General features: G+C 72.0%; 19 protein-coding genes. 6 read left to right on the forward strand and 13 right to left on the reverse strand.

What is annotated here, in order from left to right; translation table 11 throughout:
* Nucleotides 1-4: 4 nt before the first annotated feature.
* Together hutU and hutH are read right to left on the reverse strand one after the other, a co-directional pair.
* Nucleotides 5-1,651, reverse strand: a complete 1,647-nt coding sequence (hutU, locus tag AB0I91_RS41205) for a urocanate hydratase (RefSeq protein ID WP_499617707.1) — start codon at nucleotides 1,649-1,651, stop codon at nucleotides 5-7.
* Complete coding sequence (gene hutH / locus AB0I91_RS41210) at nucleotides 1,651-3,156, reverse strand: histidine ammonia-lyase (protein ID WP_499617706.1); 1,506 nt, start codon at nucleotides 3,154-3,156, stop codon at nucleotides 1,651-1,653. The genes hutU and hutH overlap by 1 nt, the downstream gene beginning before the upstream one ends.
* Nucleotides 3,157-3,295: 139 nt before the next feature.
* On the opposite strand from hutH, the gene AB0I91_RS41215 reads away from it, so the two are divergent.
* The 3 genes from AB0I91_RS41215 to AB0I91_RS41225 are packed head-to-tail and all read left to right on the forward strand — an operon-like array spanning nucleotide 3,296 to nucleotide 5,798.
* The gene (locus tag AB0I91_RS41215) at nucleotides 3,296-4,240 is read left to right on the forward strand and encodes an ABC transporter ATP-binding protein (RefSeq protein ID WP_499641746.1); all 945 of its coding nucleotides are present in this window, start codon (nucleotides 3,296-3,298) and stop codon (nucleotides 4,238-4,240) included.
* A gap of 3 nt (nucleotides 4,241-4,243) precedes the next feature.
* Complete coding sequence (locus AB0I91_RS41220; protein WP_498785710.1) at nucleotides 4,244-5,011, forward strand: ABC transporter permease; 768 nt, start codon at nucleotides 4,244-4,246, stop codon at nucleotides 5,009-5,011.
* Complete coding sequence (locus tag AB0I91_RS41225) at nucleotides 5,004-5,798, forward strand: ABC transporter permease (RefSeq protein WP_499617704.1); 795 nt, start codon at nucleotides 5,004-5,006, stop codon at nucleotides 5,796-5,798. The genes AB0I91_RS41220 and AB0I91_RS41225 overlap by 8 nt, the downstream gene beginning before the upstream one ends.
* 83 nt (nucleotides 5,799-5,881) lie before the next feature.
* Here the strand turns inward: AB0I91_RS41225 and AB0I91_RS41230 are convergent, their stop codons facing one another.
* Both AB0I91_RS41230 and AB0I91_RS41235 read right to left on the reverse strand, forming a co-directional pair.
* A complete protein-coding gene (locus AB0I91_RS41230) occupies nucleotides 5,882-6,901 on the reverse strand; it encodes a hypothetical protein (RefSeq protein WP_498785714.1) in 1,020 nt (339 codons plus the stop codon).
* On the reverse strand, nucleotides 6,898-7,377 hold the full coding sequence (locus AB0I91_RS41235) for a SigE family RNA polymerase sigma factor (protein WP_498785716.1): 480 nt from the start codon (nucleotides 7,375-7,377) through the stop codon (nucleotides 6,898-6,900). Before AB0I91_RS41235 ends, AB0I91_RS41230 begins: the two co-directional genes overlap by 4 nt.
* Nucleotides 7,378-7,422: 45 nt before the next feature.
* On the opposite strand from AB0I91_RS41235, the gene AB0I91_RS41240 reads away from it, so the two are divergent.
* Nucleotides 7,423-8,193 (forward strand): IclR family transcriptional regulator, encoded by a 771-nt coding sequence (locus tag AB0I91_RS41240; protein WP_499641749.1) that lies wholly within the window; start codon nucleotides 7,423-7,425, stop codon nucleotides 8,191-8,193.
* A gap of 27 nt (nucleotides 8,194-8,220) precedes the next feature.
* Here the strand turns inward: AB0I91_RS41240 and AB0I91_RS41245 are convergent, their stop codons facing one another.
* The 6 genes from AB0I91_RS41245 to AB0I91_RS41270 all read right to left on the reverse strand — a co-directional run bounded on the left by AB0I91_RS41245 (nucleotide 8,221) and on the right by AB0I91_RS41270 (nucleotide 13,311).
* Nucleotides 8,221-8,511: a hypothetical protein gene (locus AB0I91_RS41245; RefSeq protein ID WP_499617701.1), complete on the reverse strand. Its 291-nt coding sequence runs from the start codon at nucleotides 8,509-8,511 to the stop codon at nucleotides 8,221-8,223.
* Nucleotides 8,512-8,741: 230 nt separating this feature from the next.
* Nucleotides 8,742-9,746 carry a type IV toxin-antitoxin system AbiEi family antitoxin gene (locus tag AB0I91_RS41250; protein ID WP_498785722.1) on the reverse strand — a complete coding sequence of 335 codons (1,005 nt, stop codon included), beginning with the start codon at nucleotides 9,744-9,746 and terminating at the stop codon, nucleotides 8,742-8,744.
* Between the two features lie 218 nt (nucleotides 9,747-9,964).
* Complete coding sequence (locus tag AB0I91_RS41255; RefSeq protein WP_498785724.1) at nucleotides 9,965-10,849, reverse strand: ABC transporter substrate-binding protein; 885 nt, start codon at nucleotides 10,847-10,849, stop codon at nucleotides 9,965-9,967.
* A complete protein-coding gene (locus AB0I91_RS41260) occupies nucleotides 10,846-11,607 on the reverse strand; it encodes an ABC transporter permease (protein WP_372470781.1) in 762 nt (253 codons plus the stop codon). Before AB0I91_RS41260 ends, AB0I91_RS41255 begins: the two co-directional genes overlap by 4 nt.
* Nucleotides 11,607-12,212 (reverse strand): ABC transporter permease, encoded by a 606-nt coding sequence (locus AB0I91_RS41265; RefSeq protein ID WP_498785741.1) that lies wholly within the window; start codon nucleotides 12,210-12,212, stop codon nucleotides 11,607-11,609. Before AB0I91_RS41265 ends, AB0I91_RS41260 begins: the two co-directional genes overlap by 1 nt.
* Nucleotides 12,213-12,261: 49 nt before the next feature.
* Nucleotides 12,262-13,311, reverse strand: coding sequence for an ABC transporter ATP-binding protein (locus AB0I91_RS41270; RefSeq protein WP_498785726.1), 1,050 nt, complete (start codon nucleotides 13,309-13,311; stop codon nucleotides 12,262-12,264).
* 104 nt (nucleotides 13,312-13,415) lie between these two features.
* On the opposite strand from AB0I91_RS41270, the gene AB0I91_RS41275 reads away from it, so the two are divergent.
* On the forward strand, nucleotides 13,416-14,969 hold the full coding sequence (locus AB0I91_RS41275) for a bis-aminopropyl spermidine synthase family protein (protein WP_498785728.1): 1,554 nt from the start codon (nucleotides 13,416-13,418) through the stop codon (nucleotides 14,967-14,969).
* 87 nt (nucleotides 14,970-15,056) lie between these two features.
* Nucleotides 15,057-15,866 carry a hypothetical protein gene (locus AB0I91_RS41280; protein ID WP_499641752.1) on the forward strand — a complete coding sequence of 270 codons (810 nt, stop codon included), beginning with the start codon at nucleotides 15,057-15,059 and terminating at the stop codon, nucleotides 15,864-15,866.
* Between the two features lie 55 nt (nucleotides 15,867-15,921).
* Here the strand turns inward: AB0I91_RS41280 and AB0I91_RS41285 are convergent, their stop codons facing one another.
* The 3 genes from AB0I91_RS41285 to AB0I91_RS41295 form a co-directional block, all read right to left on the reverse strand.
* Entirely contained in the window at nucleotides 15,922-16,545 is a 624-nt protein-coding gene (locus tag AB0I91_RS41285; RefSeq protein ID WP_499641754.1) for a hypothetical protein, read from the reverse strand.
* Complete coding sequence (locus AB0I91_RS41290) at nucleotides 16,542-16,973, reverse strand: YbaB/EbfC family nucleoid-associated protein (RefSeq protein WP_498785736.1); 432 nt, start codon at nucleotides 16,971-16,973, stop codon at nucleotides 16,542-16,544. The genes AB0I91_RS41285 and AB0I91_RS41290 overlap by 4 nt, the downstream gene beginning before the upstream one ends.
* A 49-nt stretch (nucleotides 16,974-17,022) precedes the next feature.
* Nucleotides 17,023-17,681 (reverse strand): EAL domain-containing protein (locus AB0I91_RS41295; protein ID WP_499641755.1); only part of this gene is annotated, 659 nt, incomplete at its 5' end.

The following is a 17,681-nucleotide window of genomic DNA, read 5'->3' on the forward strand; positions in this document are numbered from 1 at the left end:
AACTTCATTGAGAATCGGCGCTCATCGGGATGTGGACGTCCTTCGACGCAGCGACGTCGACGGCCCTCTGGTACCCGGCGTCCACGTGCCGGATCACGCCCATGGCCGGGTCGTTGGTCAGCACCCGCTCGATCTTCTGCGCCGCCAGCGGCGTGCCGTCCGCGACCGTCACCTGACCGGCGTGGATGGACCGGCCGATGCCGACGCCGCCGCCGTGGTGCAGCGACACCCAGGTCGCGCCCGACGCGGTGTTGACCAGGGCGTTCAGCAGCGGCCAGTCGGCGATCGCGTCCGAGCCGTCGGCCATCGCCTCGGTCTCCCGGTACGGCGACGCGACCGAGCCGCAGTCGAGGTGGTCGCGGCCGATCACGATCGGCGCGGACAGCTCGCCCGAGGCCACCATCTCGTTGAACTTCAGGCCCGCGAGGTGCCGCTCGCCGTACCCGAGCCAGCAGATCCGCGCGGGCAGGCCCTGGAACTCGACCCGCTCGCCCGCCATCCTGATCCACCGCGCGAGCTGCTCGTTCTCGGGGAACAGCTCCAGGATCGCCCGGTCGGTCTTGGCGATGTCGGCCGGGTCGCCGGACAGCGCGGCCCAGCGGAACGGGCCCTTGCCCTCGCAGAACAGCGGCCGGATGTAGGCGGGCACGAAGCCGGGGAAGTCGAACGCCCGCTCGTAGCCGCCCAGCTTGGCCTCGCCGCGGATGGAGTTGCCGTAGTCGAACACCTCGGCGCCGCGGTCCAGGAAGCCCACCATGGCCTCGACGTGGTCGGCCATCGACTCCCGCGCCCGGTCGGTGAACTCGTCGGGCTTCTTGGCCGCGTAGTCGGGCCAGTCCTCGACCGCGACGCCCTTCGGGCAGTACGCCAGCGGGTCGTGCGCGGAGGTCTGGTCGGTGACGACGTCCACCGGCACGTCGCGGCGCAGCAGCTCCGGCAGCACCTCGGCGGCGTTGCCGATCAGGCCGACCGACAGCGCCCGGCCCTCGGACTTCGCGGCCAGCACGCGGGCGATCGCGTCGTCGAGGTCGTCGGCGATCTCGTCCAGGTAGCGGGTCTCCACGCGGCGGCGGGCGCGCTGCGGGTCGACCTCGACGCACAGGGCCACGCCCTCGTTCATGGTGACCGCAAGCGGTTGCGCGCCGCCCATGCCGCCGAGGCCCGCCGTGACGGTGAGCGTGCCGCGCAGGGTGCCGTTGAACCGCTTGGTGGCCACGGCGGCGAACGTCTCGAACGTGCCCTGGAGGATGCCCTGGGTGCCGATGTAGATCCACGAACCGGCCGTCATCTGGCCGTACATGGTCAGGCCCTCGGCTTCCAGCCGGCGGAACTCGGGCCAGTTCGCCCAGTCCGGCACGAGGTTGGAGTTCGCGATGAGCACGCGCGGCGCCCACTCGTGCGTCCGCATGACGCCGACCGGGCGGCCGGACTGCACGAGCAGCGTCTCGTCGTCCTCCAACCGGGCCAGCTCGCGGCTGATGGCGTGGAAGCTCGGCCAGTCGCGCGCGGCCTTGCCCGTGCCGCCGTAGACGACCAGGTCCTCGGGGCGCTCGGCCACGTCCGGGTCGAGGTTGTTGTGGAACATCCGCAGCGCGGCCTCGGTCGGCCAGCTCCGCGCGGTCAGTTCGGTCCCTCGGGCGGCGCGCACCATCACAGGGCTCCCTTCCGGATCAGGTCTTCGGCGGCGGCGATCTCGGGCGCGAGGTGGCGGTCCGGGCCGGGGCCCTCGACGTGCTCGCGGAGCTTCGCGACGGCCGCCGCGGTGGCGGGTGCGGGGTTGAGCGGTTTGCGCAGGTCCAGCGCGCGGGCGGCGGTCAGGAACTCGATCGCGAGGACCCGGCGCAGGCCGTCGACGGCCTGGCGGAGCTTGCGCGCGGCGGACCAGCCCATGGAGACGTGGTCCTCCTGCATCGCGCTGCTCGGGATCGAGTCGACGGACGCGGGCACGGCCAGGCGCTTGAGCTCGCTGACGATCGCGGCCTGCGTGTACTGGGCGATCATGTGGCCGGAGTCGACGCCCGGGTCGTGCGCCAGGAACGGCGGCAGGCCGTGCGACCGGTTCACGTCCAGCATCCGGTCGGTGCGGCGCTCGGCGATGCTCGCCACGTCCGCGGTGGGGATGGCGAGGAAGTCCAGCACGTAGGCGATCGGCGCGCCGTGGAAGTTGCCGTTGGACTCGACCCGGCCGTCGGCCAGCACCACCGGGTTGTCGATGGACGAGGCCAGCTCGCGGTCGGCGACGGTCTCGGCGTAGGCCACGGTGTCCCGCGCCGCGCCGTGCACCTGGGGTGAGCAGCGCAGCGAGTAGGCGTCCTGCACGCGCGTGCAGTCCGGGCCGCGATGGCTGTCCATGATCTCGGAGTCGCGCAGGATCTCCGCCATGCGCCGCGCGGAGCGGCCCTGACCGGGGTGCGGGCGCAGGGCCTGGAGGTCGGCGGCGAACACGCGGTCCGTGCCGAGGAGGGCCTCCACGCTCATCGCGGCGGTCAGGTCGGCGACGTCGAGCAGGTAGTTCAGGTCCCGGACCGCCAGGACCAGCATGCCGAGCATGCCGTCCGTGCCGTTGATCAGCGCCAGGCCCTCCTTCTCGGCCAGGCGGACGGGCCGGATGCCGGCCTTCGCGAGGGCCTGCGCGGCGGGGACCAGGTTGCCGTCGGCGTCGCGGACGTCGCCCTCGCCGGTGAGCGCGAGGGCGGCGGCGGACAGCGGCGCGAGGTCGCCCGAGCAGCCGAGCGAGCCGAACTCGTGCACGACCGGGGTGATGCCTGCGTTGAGCATCGCGGCCATCGCCTCGGCGGTCTCCAGCCGGACGCCGGTGTGGCCGCTCGCCAGGGTCTTGAGGCGGAGCAGGACGAGGGCGCGCACGACCTCGCGCTCGACCTCGGGACCCGCGCCGGCCGCGTGCGAGCGGACCAGGGACTGCTGGAGGGCGGCACGGCGGTCCGGCGGGATGTGCCGGACGGCCAGCGCGCCGAAGCCCGTGGACACGCCGTAGGTCGGCTGCTCGGCCGTGGCCAGGCGTTCGATGTGCGCCCGGGCGGTGGTGACCGCCTCGCGGGCCGCCTCCGTGATCTCCACGGGCGCGTCGCCCCGGGCGACGGCGTGGACGTCGTCGCGGGTCAGCGGTTTCGGACCCAGCTGCACGGGTTGCTGCATGTGCCCATCTCAACCCGCCGGCCCGATCCGCACGACCCGACATCCGCCGATCGTGTCTGGTATCCGAGACGACTCGGCCAACCGAAATCACTCCTCACGCGTCCCTCCCCACCGGTAGCTTCGGAAAACCACCATGGGGGTGACCGTGAGTGTCCGCGTGCAGGACCTGACCAGGACGTTCCGCAAGGGCAAGGGCTGGCGGCCCAAGGGCGAGGAGGTGACCGCGCTCGCCGGGCTCACGCTGGACGTGCCCACGAACGAGGTCCACGGCCTGCTCGGCCCGAACGGGGCGGGCAAGACCACGCTGTGCAAGATCCTGTCCACGATCCTGCTGCCGACCTCCGGCAGCGCCGAGGTGCTCGGCCACGACGTCGTGACCGGCGCGGCCGAGATCAGGCACCTGATCGGCATCGTGTTCGGCGGCGAACGCGGCCTGTACGGGAAGCTGACCGCGCGGCAGACCCTGCGCTACTGGGCCGCGCTCTACAAGCTGCCGGACGCACGGGCGAAGGTCCGCACCGACGAGCTGCTGGCGCGCCTGGGTCTCGCGGACAAGGCCGACGACCTCGTGGAGACGTTCTCGCGGGGCATGAAGCAGCGCGTGCACCTGGCCCGCGGCCTGATCGGCGACCCGAAGCTGATCCTGTTCGACGAGCCGACCACGGGCATGGACCCGGTGGCCGCGCACGACTTCCGCACGCTCATCGGCGAGCTGCGCGACGAAGGCCGCACCATCCTCATCACGACCCACGACATGGACGAGGCCGAAGAGGTCTGCGACCGCGTCACGCTGATCGACAAGGGGCGCGTGCTGGCCACCGAGTCGCCGCGCGGCCTGGCCGCGATGTCCGGCCTGCACCGCTGGGTCGAGGCGGAGACGTCGCTGGACGTCACCGGCATCCCCGGCGTGGTGGACACCGAGACCCGCAACGGCGTGCTGCGCGTCAAGACGACCGACGACCGGGCGGCGCGCGCGGTGCTGGACTTCCTGCTGGACCGCGGTGTGCGCTCGGTGCACGCCGTGCCGCCCCGGCTGGAGGACGTCTACCTGGACCTCATCGGCCGTCGCGGCATGGAGGTCTGAGCGGTGCGCCTGTTCCTGTCCGGGGTGCGCACGCAGTTCTGGCTGATCCGCAGGCAGCCCGACGAACTGCTGACGCTGTGCACGATCCCGTTCACCGTGGTGATGATGCTGTCGGTCGTGATGCACGCGGTCCGGCCCGACCTGGTCGCCAACGCGTTCCTCGCGCCCACCCTGATGGGGTTGTGGGGCTTCGCCACGGGACTGGCGACGGTCGTGCTCGTCGGCGAGCGCTGGACCAGGACGCTGGAGCTGGGCATGGCCGCGCCCGGCGCCGTGCACTCCGTCTACCTGGGTCGGATCTCGGCGGTGATGGTGCTGGGCGTCGTCCCGCTCGGCGAGACGTGGCTGCTGGGCAAGCTCCTGTTCGGCGTGACGCCGGCGGTGCACCACCCGTGGGTGTTCTGGGCGGCCATGGCGGCGTCGGTGTTCGCGATGGTCGGCACCAGCCTGCTGCTGGCGGCGTCCATGCTGCTGACCAAGAACAGCAACAACTACCTGAACTTCCTCAGCTTCCCGATCTACCTGCTGTCCGGCGTGATGGTCCCGGTGCACTACCTGCCGGAGTTCCTGCAACCGCTCTCCCACGTGATCTTCCTGTCGTGGTCGGCGGACCTGATGCGGGACGCCATGGCCGCCGGGCCCGTCACGGGCGCCGGCTGGCGGTTGTTGGCGATCACCGGGCTCGGCGTCGCGGCGCTGGTCGGCGGGCGGGTGCTGCTGGCGGCGACCCTGCGCCGGGCGCGCGAGCTGGGGGTGGTGACGTATGCGTGACCAGCTCCGGGTGCTCAAGCACGGGCTGATCGCCTCGTGGACGATGTTCTCGGCGTTCCAGACGTGGAAGACGTGGACGTTCATGTGGCTGTCCCGGCTGCTGATCCAGGCGTGCTTCTACGCGCTGATCGGGCGGATGCTCGGGTCGCAGCAGCAGGTCGACTACCTGCTCATCGGCAACGTGGTCGCGATCATGGCCATCGACGCGACCGTGGTCATCCTGCTGGCCGTCGGCGAGCGGCAGTCCGGCACGCTGGCGCTGATGGTCGCCGCGCCGTCCACTCACCTCACCGTGTACCTGGGGCGGGGGTTGGTGAACCTCGGGTCGGGGGTGGCGGCGTCGACCACGGCGTTCCTGGTGCTGCCGCCGTTGTTCGGGGTGGACCTGCCGTGGCCGAAGGCGGGCCTGATCCCGCTGATGATCTTCGTGGTCGGCTTGTCGTGCTACTGCTACGGGACGTGCGTGGCGTCGTTCGTGCTCGGGTTCCCGTCGGCGCGGTGGTTGGCGCTGAACGTCAGCTACCTGGTGCTGATGACGTTCTGCGGGGTGAACGTGCCGACGTCGTTCTGGCCGGACTGGCTGCGGGCGGTCACGTCCGTGCTGCCGATGACGCACGGGCTGGCCGCGATCCGGGCGTTCGTGGCGGAGGGGCCCGCGTCGACCGTGCTCGTGCAGCTCGGGTTGGAGGTGTGCGTCGGCGCGGCGTGGATCGCCGTGGCGGCGGTGAGCTTCAACCGGATGGTCCGGCGCGGGCGGCGTGACGGGACGATCGAGTTCGGCGGCTGAAGCGGGGTGGGCCTCGGGAGTGGAGTGGGCGCTCTGGGGTCGAGCGCCCACCCTCGGCAGGACGCGTGCCGGTTGCCGGACCTCTAGCGGGTGCCGATCCAGGCCGCGTCCGGGTTGGTGTCCACCGCCAGCGCCGCCGCCACGCGCGCCAGCACGTCGACCGGGGCGTGCTCGGTCTCCGCACCGGACGGCACGGGCTTGCCGCCGGGAACCTTGAACTCGCTCGGCGTCACGCGCACCTGGAAGTTCGGCGCGAGCTGGACGGCGAGCAGGCCGAACCCGTCGGCGGAGTAGTGCGCGGGCTTGCCGTCCACGGTGGTGGGGGTGGAGCCGGCCGGCGCCTCGGCGGTCCGCAGCAGCTCCACGTCGTACCGGACGTAATCGAGGTGGCTCGTGCCGGCGATCGCCCAGTCGGTCGCGCTCGGACCGTTCACCACGACGTACGAGTGCCCGTCGAGCGAGAACGGGACGCGCATCGACGTGGGGTCCGCCGTGACGGAGTCGGCGATCCGCCGCACCTGCGCCCGGACGTCCACGCCGGTCACGTTCTCCAGGCTGACGCTGAGGACGCGGTCGGGGGCGGCGTTCCAGTACAGGCTCTCGCCGAACCAGGCTGCGGTGGCGCCGCCGACCGCCGTGCGGTCGCCGACCGGCGCGTTCGCGACCTTCGGTGCCATGTCGTCCGTGATGGCGGTGAAGACGGAGAAGCGGACCAGCGGCGAGCCGGGGTTCGTCGAGCCGGGCGCGTAGATGCGGGAAGTGCCCCAGCCGGCGATCGTGCGCTCCCGCTCGGTGTAGCCGTCGAGCATCGCCCCGGGCCGGTACTCGAGGGCCCGGGTGGGCACGTCGGCGACCGGGGTGGGCGCGGCCGTGGTGGTGAGCTGCCGGGCGGGCGGGGCCTGGCCCACGACCGGCGCGTTCACGGTGGTCACCACCAACGCGGCCGCGGCGGCCGTCGTGCCGGCGGCGGCGAGCACCAGCAGCAGCGGCTTGCGCGTCCGGCGGGGCCGGTGCAGGGCGGCGAGCACCGCTCCGGGCGGCGGCGTGCGCTCGGCCCGGTGGTGCAGGGCGTCGGTGATCAGGGTTTCGGTGGTGTCGTTCACAGCGACTGCCTCACGCGTTCGTCGGCGCGCAGCACAGCCAGCGCGCGGGAGATGTGACTGCGGACCGTGACCTGGGCGCAGCCCAGGACGGCGGCGATCTCGGCGTCGTCGCAGCCCTCGTAGTAGCGGAGGACGACGGCGGCCTTCTGCTTGCGCGGGAGCCGGTCGATGCGCTGGAGCATCGCCTCCCGCTCGTCGTAGTGGTCGGTGGGGTCGGGCTGGGGCGGGTCCACCCCCGTGAGGGGCAGGTGCGCCTTGAGGCGGCGGCGCCAACCGAGGTACTCGTTGGTCACCATCCGCTTGAGGTACGCGGCCGGCACCTCGACCGAGCCGATGCGCGACCACTTCTGCTGTGCCCGGATCAGGACCTCCTGGACCACGTCCTGGGCCAGGTGCGGATCCCCCGTCAGCACGGTGGCGTAGCGCAGCAGCGGGGTCACCTGTGCGGCGGCGAACTCCTCGAAGCCGGTGCTCATACCCCTCCAATGCGCCCCGACCGGGATTTGTTGAGAATGGGTTCCGTGGGAGGCAGCAGCGACGTGCCAGCGTTGCGCCGGGGGCTCGCCGTGCTGCGCCTGCTGGCGAGCAGGCCCGGTCCGCTGTCGGCGGTCGCGGTGGCCCGGGAGCTGGGTCTGCCCAGGTCCACGACCTACCACCTGCTGGCGGAGCTGACCGCGGCCGGGTTCGCGACCCACTTCCCCGAGGAGCGACGCTACGGGCTGGGCGTGGCGGCGTTCGAGCTCGGGTCGGCCTACCTCCGGCACGATCCGCTGGAGCGCTTGGCCCGGCCCCTGCTCCGGCGCCTGGTCGACACCGTCGGCCGGACCGCGCACTTGGGCGTGCTGCACGGCGCGGAGGCGTTGTACCTGGTGCGCGAGCAACCCCGCCACCCGACCACGATCGTGTCGGACGTGGGCGTGCGGCTACCGGCCCACCTGACCGCATCGGGCCGGGCGATGCTGGGCCGACTGCCCGCCGCGCAGGTCAGGGCCCTCTTCCCGGGCCCCTTCGTCGATCGGACCGGCCGGGGGCCGCGGAACCTGCCCGCGCTGCGGAGGTTGCTGGCCGTCGAACGGCGACGCGGGTGGGCCGTGGAGGACGGCTACGTGACCGCCGGTTTCGCTTCCGTGGCCGCACCGGTCTTCGACCACGGTCAACGGCCGATCGCCGCGATCACCGTGACCTTCCGGCACGTGTGCGAGGCGGAGTGCGGCGAGACGTGGCCTGAACTGGCCACCGAGGCCCGGCGGGCAGCGGACGAGCTGACCACCCGAATCGGCGGCCGGCCCTGAAGGCGCCTGCCACGTCGGTCATCCGGGTCAGGTCCGCGTGGTCTCGTCGATGACATCGCGAGCACCTCGGCTCAAGGCCTGCACCATGACCGCGGCACGAGCGGAACCCATGTCTTTCGCCAACCGCCCCATCAACTCGTGGTCGTCCAGGATGCGGAGCAGTTCGGCGGTACCGCCTCCATCGAGCAAAGCCGGCAGGTGCGACCCCAGTAGCCGTGCTCCGGCTGCCGACAGGTCGTAGTCGGACTTCTCGAACACGTCGTAATCCTCGGCGTAGAGCCGGTCCTCGTACTTCCCGGACGAGTACCACGCGATCATCGTCGCCAGGTCGAGGGCGTCGCGACGGTCGTCGTGGTGCCGATCCCGCCAGGCGAAGATCTTCGACCTCGGCCGCGATGTCGATGTCCCGGGTACGTCGGTCAGGACTCCTGCCGAGCAGGCCGAGCGAGATGAGCGAGCGGGCGGTCGCACCCACGGCCAGGTAGTCGACCCGCGCTTCGTGCGCCACTTCGTCGATTCGCGCCAGCACCTCGGCGGCCCTGAGGACCTCATAGTCGGTCGAGGCTCGCAAGTCGATCGTCACTGCTTCTCATCCTGTCCGCGTGCTCGCGTTGGCGAGGGTCGCCGGAAGCGAGCAGATCAGCGTAGATCAGCGTGGAAGGCACGATCCACGACTGCCGGTCGGCCGTCCAGAACCGCCGTCGAACGTGGACGTTGCCTTCTCGTTCGGCGCGCACCAACCGGTGCCTGCCGATGAGCGAGCGCGGCCGTTCGGCGGCGTAGAGGGTGAGAGTCGCCGGGATGAGGTGCGGGTCGAGGACGCTCGCACCGGCTTCGCCACCCACTTGGACGTCGGCCTGCGTCAACTCCTCCTCCGAATCGCGCCACCACGAGAGGTCGGGAGCGTCGAAGTCGCCGAGGGCCAGCGTTGGCGAGAGCCTGGTCGAGTAGGCCTCCGACCAGCGGTTGAGCAACTCACCCGCTCTCGTCAGCCTGCGTTCGCCCGCCACTTCGTACAGGTAGCCCGCCCTGGCGAGGTCATCGACGACCGCCTGAGCCGTGCCGAGCGAGACGCCGCCGGCGCGCGCGAGCGCGCGCAGCGGCTCCCCGGCCATCGACGGCCGGCTGAGCAGGACGAACCCGACCTGCAGGCCGGCGCGGCCGAACGCCTTGCTCCCGCGCGGGGGACCGCCGGGGCGCCCGCCGGCCTTACGACGCCCTCGGACGTCGATGAGCACGTCATCCCACGCGATGTGGGCGTTGCCCGCCTCGTCGACGTAGTCGATGCCCCGCGCACGCAGCAGGTTCGCGGCTTGCTCGGTGATCGAGCGGGCGACGACCAGGGTGGGCAGTGACGCGTGCGGGTGCAGTGCCGTCGCGAGTTCGGCCGGCACCGCGCGCTTGACCAGGACGGCGTACGTCCGAGTCGCGCCCGAGGCCCGGCTGACGCGAGCCACCAGGTCGACCCACTCGTCGGCGGTCCGGTCACCTACGTCGGCCTCGAGGCCGAGCGGACGCAGCCACTCCCGCAACTCGGTCAAGCGTGTGTTCAAAATTGCCTCATGTTCATTTTCGGTGAACATGGGCTAGTACTGAACGCACCCTGGGCTCGTCGCAAGTCGCCGGCTCTGCCGGCGGACTGCTCACCACCGGTCTCGCCTGGTGGCAGGCGAACGGTGGCAGCGCGACCCCGCCGCGCGAGCGTCCTGGCGCAACTCGGCCCGGTCACCCTGGAACGGGCGGCCGGGCCGAGGGAGTCGCGATCGCGGGCTCAGAGCGTGACGGACTTCAGGAAGTCGGCCGCCACGTTCGCGATCGTCTCCTTGTCCACGTCCACCCGCTTGACGAGATCGGCCAGCTTCTCCGTGGTCAGCGCCGCGGACACCTTGTTCAGCGCGTCCTTGCCCTTCGCGTCGACCGCGTCCGACCGCAGCAGCGGCACCACGTTCTGGGCCGGGTACATCACCTTCGGGTCGTCCAGCTCCACGAAGTCGTTCGCCTTGATGTCCGCCGACGTCGTGTAGAGGTTGGCCACCTGCACGGTGCCGTCCTTCAGCGCGTCCACCGTGATCGGGCCACCGGTGTCGGTGGTCTTGATCTCGGTGAACTTGACCCCGTACAGCTCCTGGATCTTGGCCTCCCAGCGCTGCGCCCACTCACCGGCCGCGCCCAGCGCGTACTTGCCGGAACCGAGGTCGGCGATCGACTTCACGCCGCCGTCCGCGGTGGCCTTGGTGACCACCAGGACGTCCTTGTCCTCCGCGTCCGACTTCTCCAGCACCTCGAGGCCGGACGGCGTCTTGGACTTCAGCGCCGTGTACACCTCCTCGGCCTCGGTGGTGGTGTTGGTCTTGTCGAAGTAGTTGAGCAGGTTGCCCGTGTACTCCGGCACCACGCCGAGCGACTTGTCCTGCAACGCCTTCACGACCAGCTCGCGCGCTCCGATGCCGGCCTTCACCGTCACGTTCGCGCCGGTCGCCTTCAGCGCACCGGCGTAGATCTCGGCCAGGATCTTGTTCTCGGTGAAGTCGGCCGAACCGACCACGACCTCACCCGACGCGGCCTGCTGGCCACCCCCGCCGAGGTCCTCCTTGGACCCGCACGCGGAGACGACCAGGGCGGTCGCCGCGACGACAACGGCCAACGTGCGCTTCATGCCGTACTTCCTCCAGACTCGACGGGCGCCGGCTCTCCCCGACGCCTCGACCGCGACCCGCTCGACCGCGCCTTCCCACTCCCCGCGCGACGAGCCTTGGCCGACAGCCTCAAACCCGCGGGCACGACCAGCCTGCCGACGCCCGCGAGCACCACGTCCAGCACGACCGCGAGCAGCGCGATGAGGATCGCCCCGCCGACGAACTGCCCGTAGTCCAACACCCGCAGGCCGTCCAGCAGGGGACGTCCCAACGTCTCGATACCGACGTACGCCGCCACCGACGCGGTCGCGACCACCTGCAACATGGCGTTGCGCAGACCACCGACGAGCAGCGGCAGCGCGTTGGGCACCTCGACCCGCCACAACCGCTGCGCGCCGGTCATGCCCATGCCGCTCGCCGCGTCGACCACACCTCGGTCCACGTCCTGGATGCCGGCGTAGGTGCCGGCCAGGATCGGCGGCACGGCCAGCACGACGAGGCCGATCAGCACACCGGTCGTGCCACCGCCCGCGACCAGGTACAGGAACGTGACCAGGCCCAACGTCGGCAACGCCCGCAGCGCGTTGCTGCCGCCGACCAGCACCACCCCACCACGCCCGGTGTGCCCGACGTACAGGCCCAGCGGCACGGCGATCAGCGCCGCGCCGAGCACCGCGCCGAAGCAGTACAGCAGGTGGATGCCGACCCGCACCGGGATCGACTTGCCGCCCGACCAGTTGGCCGGGTCGACCAGCCAGGCCAACGCGTCCGCGAAGATCACGGCGCACCACCCGCCCGCGCCCACGGCGTCAACCGGTTGCGCAGCAGCACGAGCAGCAGGTCGACCACGAGCGCCAGCACCAGCGTGAGCACGATGCCGATGATGATCGGCGCCAGGTACCGCTGCCGGAAACCGTCGGTGAACAACGTGCCCAGACCGCCCGTGCCGATCAACGCGCCCACGCTCACCAGGCTGATGTTGCTCACCGAGCCGACCCGCACGCCGGCGGCCAGCACCGGCACGGACAGCGGCAGCTCCACCGTGAAGAACCGGCGCAGCGGCCGGAAGCCCATGGCGGTGGCGGCGGCGGTCACGTGCGCGGGCACCGCGGCCAGCGCTTCGGCGACGGGCCGGACCAGCAGCGCGGTCGTGTAGACCGTCAACGCGAGGATCACGTTCAACGGGTCGAGCACCTGCGTGCCGATGACCGCCGGGATGATCGCGAACAGCGCCAGCGACGGGATCGTGTAGACCACGTTCGACAGCCCGATCAGCGCCGCGTTGACCTGGCGGAACCGGTGGCACAGCAACCCGAGCACGATCGCCAGCACGACCGACACCACCAGCGGCACCAACGACAGGTAGACGTGGTCGAGCAGCATGTCCAGCAGCGCCGCCCTGGTGCCCGCGTCGCTGAGGTACTTCGCTATGTCACCCACGGCGGCTCTCGATCACGTCGAGCACCTGGCGCGCGGTCACCACGCCCGCCAACCGCCCGTCACCGCGCACGGCGACGCCCAGCCCGGACGGCGAGGACAGCGCGGCGTCCAGCGCGCCCCGGATCGACGCGCCCACCTCGTACAGCGAGCCGCCCGGCACGACCGACGCGTCCGGCGCGACCCAGCCCTGCGGCCGCTCCTCCGCGTCCACCACGAGCCGCCAGTCCGAAGAGGACTCGACCTCGGCGCCCTCGACGACCGTGGGCACCTCCGCCACTTCAACCCCGGACGAGTCCACAAAGGACAGACTGCGGTAACCGCGGTCCTTGCCCACGAAGCTCGCCACGAAGTCGTCCGCGGGCCGGGTCAGCAGCTCGGCGGGCGGCGCGTACTGGGCGAGGAAGCCGCCGGTGCGCATCACCGCGACCTTGTCGCCGATCCGGATGGCCTCGTCGATGTCGTGCGTGACGAACACGATGGTCTTGTCCAGCTCCGCCTGCAGCCGCAGCAGCTCGTCCTGCAGCCCTTCCCGCACCACCGGGTCGACCGCGCTGAACGGCTCGTCCATCAGCAGCACCGGCGGGTCCGCGGCCAACGCGCGCGCCACGCCGACGCGCTGCTGCTGGCCGCCGGACAGCTGCACGGGGTAGCGGTGGCCGAGCTCGGCGGGCAGGCCGACCAGCTCCAGCAGCTCGGCGGCGCGCTCCCTGGCCTTGCGGCGCGTCCAGCCGATGAGCAGCGGCACCGTGGCCACGTTGTCCAGCACGGTCCGGTGCGGGAACAGGCCCGCCTGCTGGATCACGTACCCGATGCCGCGCCGCAGTGTGGGCGGATCCACACCCAGCACGTCCGCGCCGTCCACCAGGACGGTGCCCGACGTGGGGTCGATCATCCGGTTCACCATGCGCAGGGACGTGGTCTTGCCGCACCCGGACGGTCCGACGAAGACGGTGATCGTGCCCGCCTCGACCACGAGGTCCAGGCCGTTCACCGCGGTGGTCCCGTCGTCGAACCGCTTGGTCACGTCGCGGAACTCGATCACCCGTGGATCCTCCTGCCGATGGGCATCAAGCGTCGAACGACCCTAGCCCGTCAGTCCGACCGTGGCACGGCGTTTCACCATCCGGTCAGTAGGCTGCACCGGTTGTGGCAACCGAACTGGTGCGAGCACTCCTCGCTGAACGCGGCCCGCACGCCCGCAAGCTGCGGCGCGTGGTCGACCTGCTGTGCGACGACTGGCACACGCTGGCCGAGTTGGTTCGGCTTCCCGCTGTGCCGCGGCGCACCGTGCAGGAGCTGCTGACCGCGGTCGGCGACGACCTGGAGACCAGCCGCGACCGGTTCCGGCTCGCGCCCGCCAAGGCCGCCGACTACGCCGGGTTCCGCGCCGGTGACGACCTGGTGGACCCGGTGGACGCGCTCGTGCCCCGGCACGGCGAGCACCTGCGGTCGATCCTGGCCGACATCGCGGACGTGCCGCCGCCGCTGGCCGCGCTCGACCACGTGCAGGCGACGGCGGAGACGGCGCTGAAGCGCGCGTTGTGGCTGGACACGACCTACGACCTGGCCGGGCGCACGCTGCTGTGCCTCGGCGACCACGACCTGACCTCGCTCGCGGTGTGCGCGGTGAACCCGGCCGTCGAGGTCGTCGTGGTGGACGTGGACGACCGGCTGCTGGAGCACATCTCGACCCGTGCCCGTGAGCGCGGGTGGTCGGTTCGGACGGTGCACGCGGACTTCCGGTTCGGCCTGCCTCCCGCCGTGCTGGAGTCGGCGGACCTCGTGTTCAGCGATCCGCCGTACACGCCGGAGGGCATGGGGCTGTTCGCCGCGCGGGCGGTCGAGTGCCTGGCCGACCTCGGTCGGGGACGGGTGCTGCTCGCGTACGGGTTCAGCGACCGGACGCCCGCGCTGGGGCTGAAGGTGCAGCAGGAGTTGCAGCGGCTCGGGTTGGTGTTCGAGGCGATCCTGCCCGCGTTCCACCGGTTCGACGGCGCGCAGGCCATCGGCAGCGCGGCCGACCTGTACGTGTGCCGACCGACGTCCCGCCGTTCGGTGTCACCCGCTTCGGCGAAGACCGCGATCTACACGCACGGTCCGCAGTCGGTGGAGGCGACCGGGCCGGGTTCGACGGCGCTGGCCGCCCTGGTCGACCTGGCGCCGCGGCCGGAGTCCTCGCCGCCGCCGAAGCCGCGTGCGCCGGGGTGGGCCGACCCGATCGGCAAGGGCGCGGCGTCGTTGGCGGTCGACCTGTCCGGCGACCCCGGGCCGTGGCTGCTGCGGACGCTGCTGGCGTGCTCGCCCGGCCGGATGGCGGCGCTCGTGCCCAACAACCACCCGAACGTGTCGTCCGCGGCGGGTCAGCAGGAGCTGAGGTCGTTGGTGGACACCAGGTTCGCGCTGCGGTTCCTGCGCTCCACTCCGGACGGCAAGCACTGCGTGGTCGTGGCCGACCAGGTGCTGGCGGGCACGCTGGACGTCGGCGGGCTGGCCGTGCGGGAGGTGCTCACGCGCGCGCACGGCAAGTTGGGCAACGTGTGGCGCGAGGCGTTGGTCACGGCCACCCGCGGCGCGATGACCAAGCGGGAGGCGCGGGAGCGGATCGGCGAGCACGAGGACCTGGAGCTGAGGCTGATCGACCTGCCACGGCACCGGATCGCCGAGCTGCTGCCGCTGATCCGCGCGTCGGCGTCCCAGTAGGGGGGAGGTTTCCGCCGGAATGCGGCGAACCGCGCCGTGCGGGCCGCCTCCGACGGTAACTTTCAGCTCGAACCTGGAGGCGCGCGCATGACTCACCCCAACCCCGGTCAGCAGTACCCCGGCCAGCCGATGCCCGGCCAGCAGTACCCGGGCCAGCCGCTGCCCGGACAGCCGATGCCGGGCCAGCCGCTGCCCGGCCAACCGATGCCCGGCCAACCGTTCCAGGGCCAGCCGATGCCCGGGCAACCGTTCCCCGGCCAGCCGCCGTTCCCCGCTGCCCAGCCGCCCTTCCCGGGCCAGGGCTACCCCGGATACCCGGGCCCGCCCAAGCCGCCGGGCAAGGCGATGGCCGTGGTCGCCGGGCTGCTGTACCTGCCGGGCGTGCTCCTCGCCCTCATCGGCGCGGCCGGGTTCGCGAGCCAGACGGGGTTCGCGATGGAGCTCTGGGGCACGATCCTCGTGCCACCGTTCCCCCGCAACTACGGGAGCTTCGAGGTCGCGGCCGCCGTCGCGTTCGTGCTGCCGGCCCTGGCGCTGATCCTCGTCGTGCTGCTCTTCAGCCGGGTGCCCGGCGTGCGGTGGGGACTGGTCGCGATCTCGTTGCTGGCCGTGGTGAGCTTCGGGCTCATCGTCGTCGACGTCTCGCCGGGTCTCCCGTTCTCCTTCGGGATCATGCCGGTGGTGGCCCTGGTGCTGTGGTTCGTCGCGGGTCTGGTGGCCGCGCTGCCCCCGGTGGGTCGGGCGATGCGCGGCGCGAAGCCGAAGACGCCGCCGCACCAGCAGGCCGGCCCGCCGATGGGGGGACCTCCGATGGGTGGCCCGCCTCCCGGCGTTCCCGGCCCACCTCCGCCCGGCGTTCCCGGCCCGCCCCCACCCGCCCAGGGGCACTGGGGCTGACCGGACAGTGAGCTGACGGGCATAGAGCCGACCGGGCAGGAGCTGACCGGGGAGCTCACTCGCCGAAGCGCGTGATGGCCTTGAGCATGTCGCGCGCCTTGCCGAACAACGCCTTCAGCGCCGCCAGGATCCGCGTCATCACGCGCCCGAGGTCCGCCAACCTCCGGTTGATCCGGTCCAGCACGACCGCGCCCCGCCCGACCGCCCACGCCGCGAACTCGGGCAGCGAGCCGCCCGCCGTGATCTCCGACGCCGCGAGCGCGACGGTGGCGTTGTCCAAGACCTCCCGGACGAACAACGCGACCACGTCGCGGAACACACCGCGGACCGCGGCCGTGATCGCGCCCACCTCGGCCACGTGCGCCGCGACGTCCACGCACAGCCGGCTCATCCCGGCGATCTCCGCGGTGAGCCGACCGCCACCCGCCCGCCGCCGCACGATGCCGTCCAACGTGGTGGCGACCTGCTTCCAGGTGGCGACCGCGTCCTCGAACCGGTCGCCGTGGCCCGCCAGCCAGTCCAGCGGCTCGCGCAGGAAGTCCACGTGCTCGACCAACCACCCGAGCCCGGCGTCGGCCAGCAGGGCCAACGGGTCGACGTCCGCCGTCGGCACGGCGAGGTCGGCCTCGAGCGTGTCCGGCGCCGACCCGGTCAACTCCAGCACGGGGAACCCGGTCACCGAGCCGACCCGGGCTCGTCCTCGGGCGCCCTCAGGCTCCGCGGCAGGGGCAGGTCGTCACCGACCTCCTCACCCAGCGAAACCCCAGCCGACCCCGGCGGCACCGAGCCGGTCAGGAAGTCCATCGCCGCCGTGCCGCCGAACTGCGGCTCGACGATCGACACCGCCTGCCGCGCGGCCTGCTCCTGCGCACGCCGCACGGTGTCCATCACCACCTCACCGAGCCTGGCGGGCGAGAACTCCTCCGCCGCGGCCGAGAACTCGATGTGCCGCAACGACCCGTTCGGCGCCACGGTCGCCGTCACCACGCCGTCCGGCGACCGCTGCGTGGCCTGCGCGCGCCGGATCCGGTCCCGCAGCTCGCGGGACCGCTCGGCCAGGTGCCGCGCCCTGGCTTCGAGGTCGGCGATCATCCGTTCCTGGTTCACCGGTCGGCACCTGACGTCGTGGCGTCCATCGGAACGGGAGTATCGCCCATCAACCGGCGCGGGGGATGTGCAACGGACCAAGTGCCAGCACCGCGCGGAACTCCTTGGGCGGCACGGGCCGCGAGAACAGCCAGCCCTGGTAGGTGTCCACGCCGATGCCGCGCAGCACGTGGAACTGGGTCGCGGTCTCCACGCCCTCGGCCACGCACTTGCGGTCCATCGCCCGGGCCATGTCGACCACGGCCTTCGCCACCGCGAAGTCCGACGAGTCGCTCCCGACACCGGACACGAACCGCCGGTCGACCTTGATGATCTGCGCCGGCAGGTCCTTCAACCGGGCCAGCGACGAGTAGCCGGTGCCGAAGTCGTCCACCGCGAACCGGATGCCCCGCTCCACCAGCTCGCCCATCGCCTGCCGCACCCGCGACGGCAGGTCGACCAACGCGGTCTCCACCAACTCCAGCACCACCCGGTCCCACGGGATGCCCGCCTCCGCGATGGCGTCGGCCACGATGTCCACGAACTCCGGGTCACCCGGCACCAGACCGGCCAGGTTCACCGCCACCGACACCGGCCTACCGCCCGGCTCCGGCCACGTCGACGCCTCCTTCAGCGCGGTCCGCAACACCCACCGGTCCAGCTCCCGCAACAGGTCACCCTGCTCGGCCACGGGCAGGAAGATGTCCGGCGGCAACAGCCCGCGATCCG

The organism is Actinosynnema sp. NPDC049800, assembly GCF_040656635.1.
In the GTDB taxonomy this organism is placed as follows: domain Bacteria; phylum Actinomycetota; class Actinomycetes; order Mycobacteriales; family Pseudonocardiaceae; genus Actinosynnema.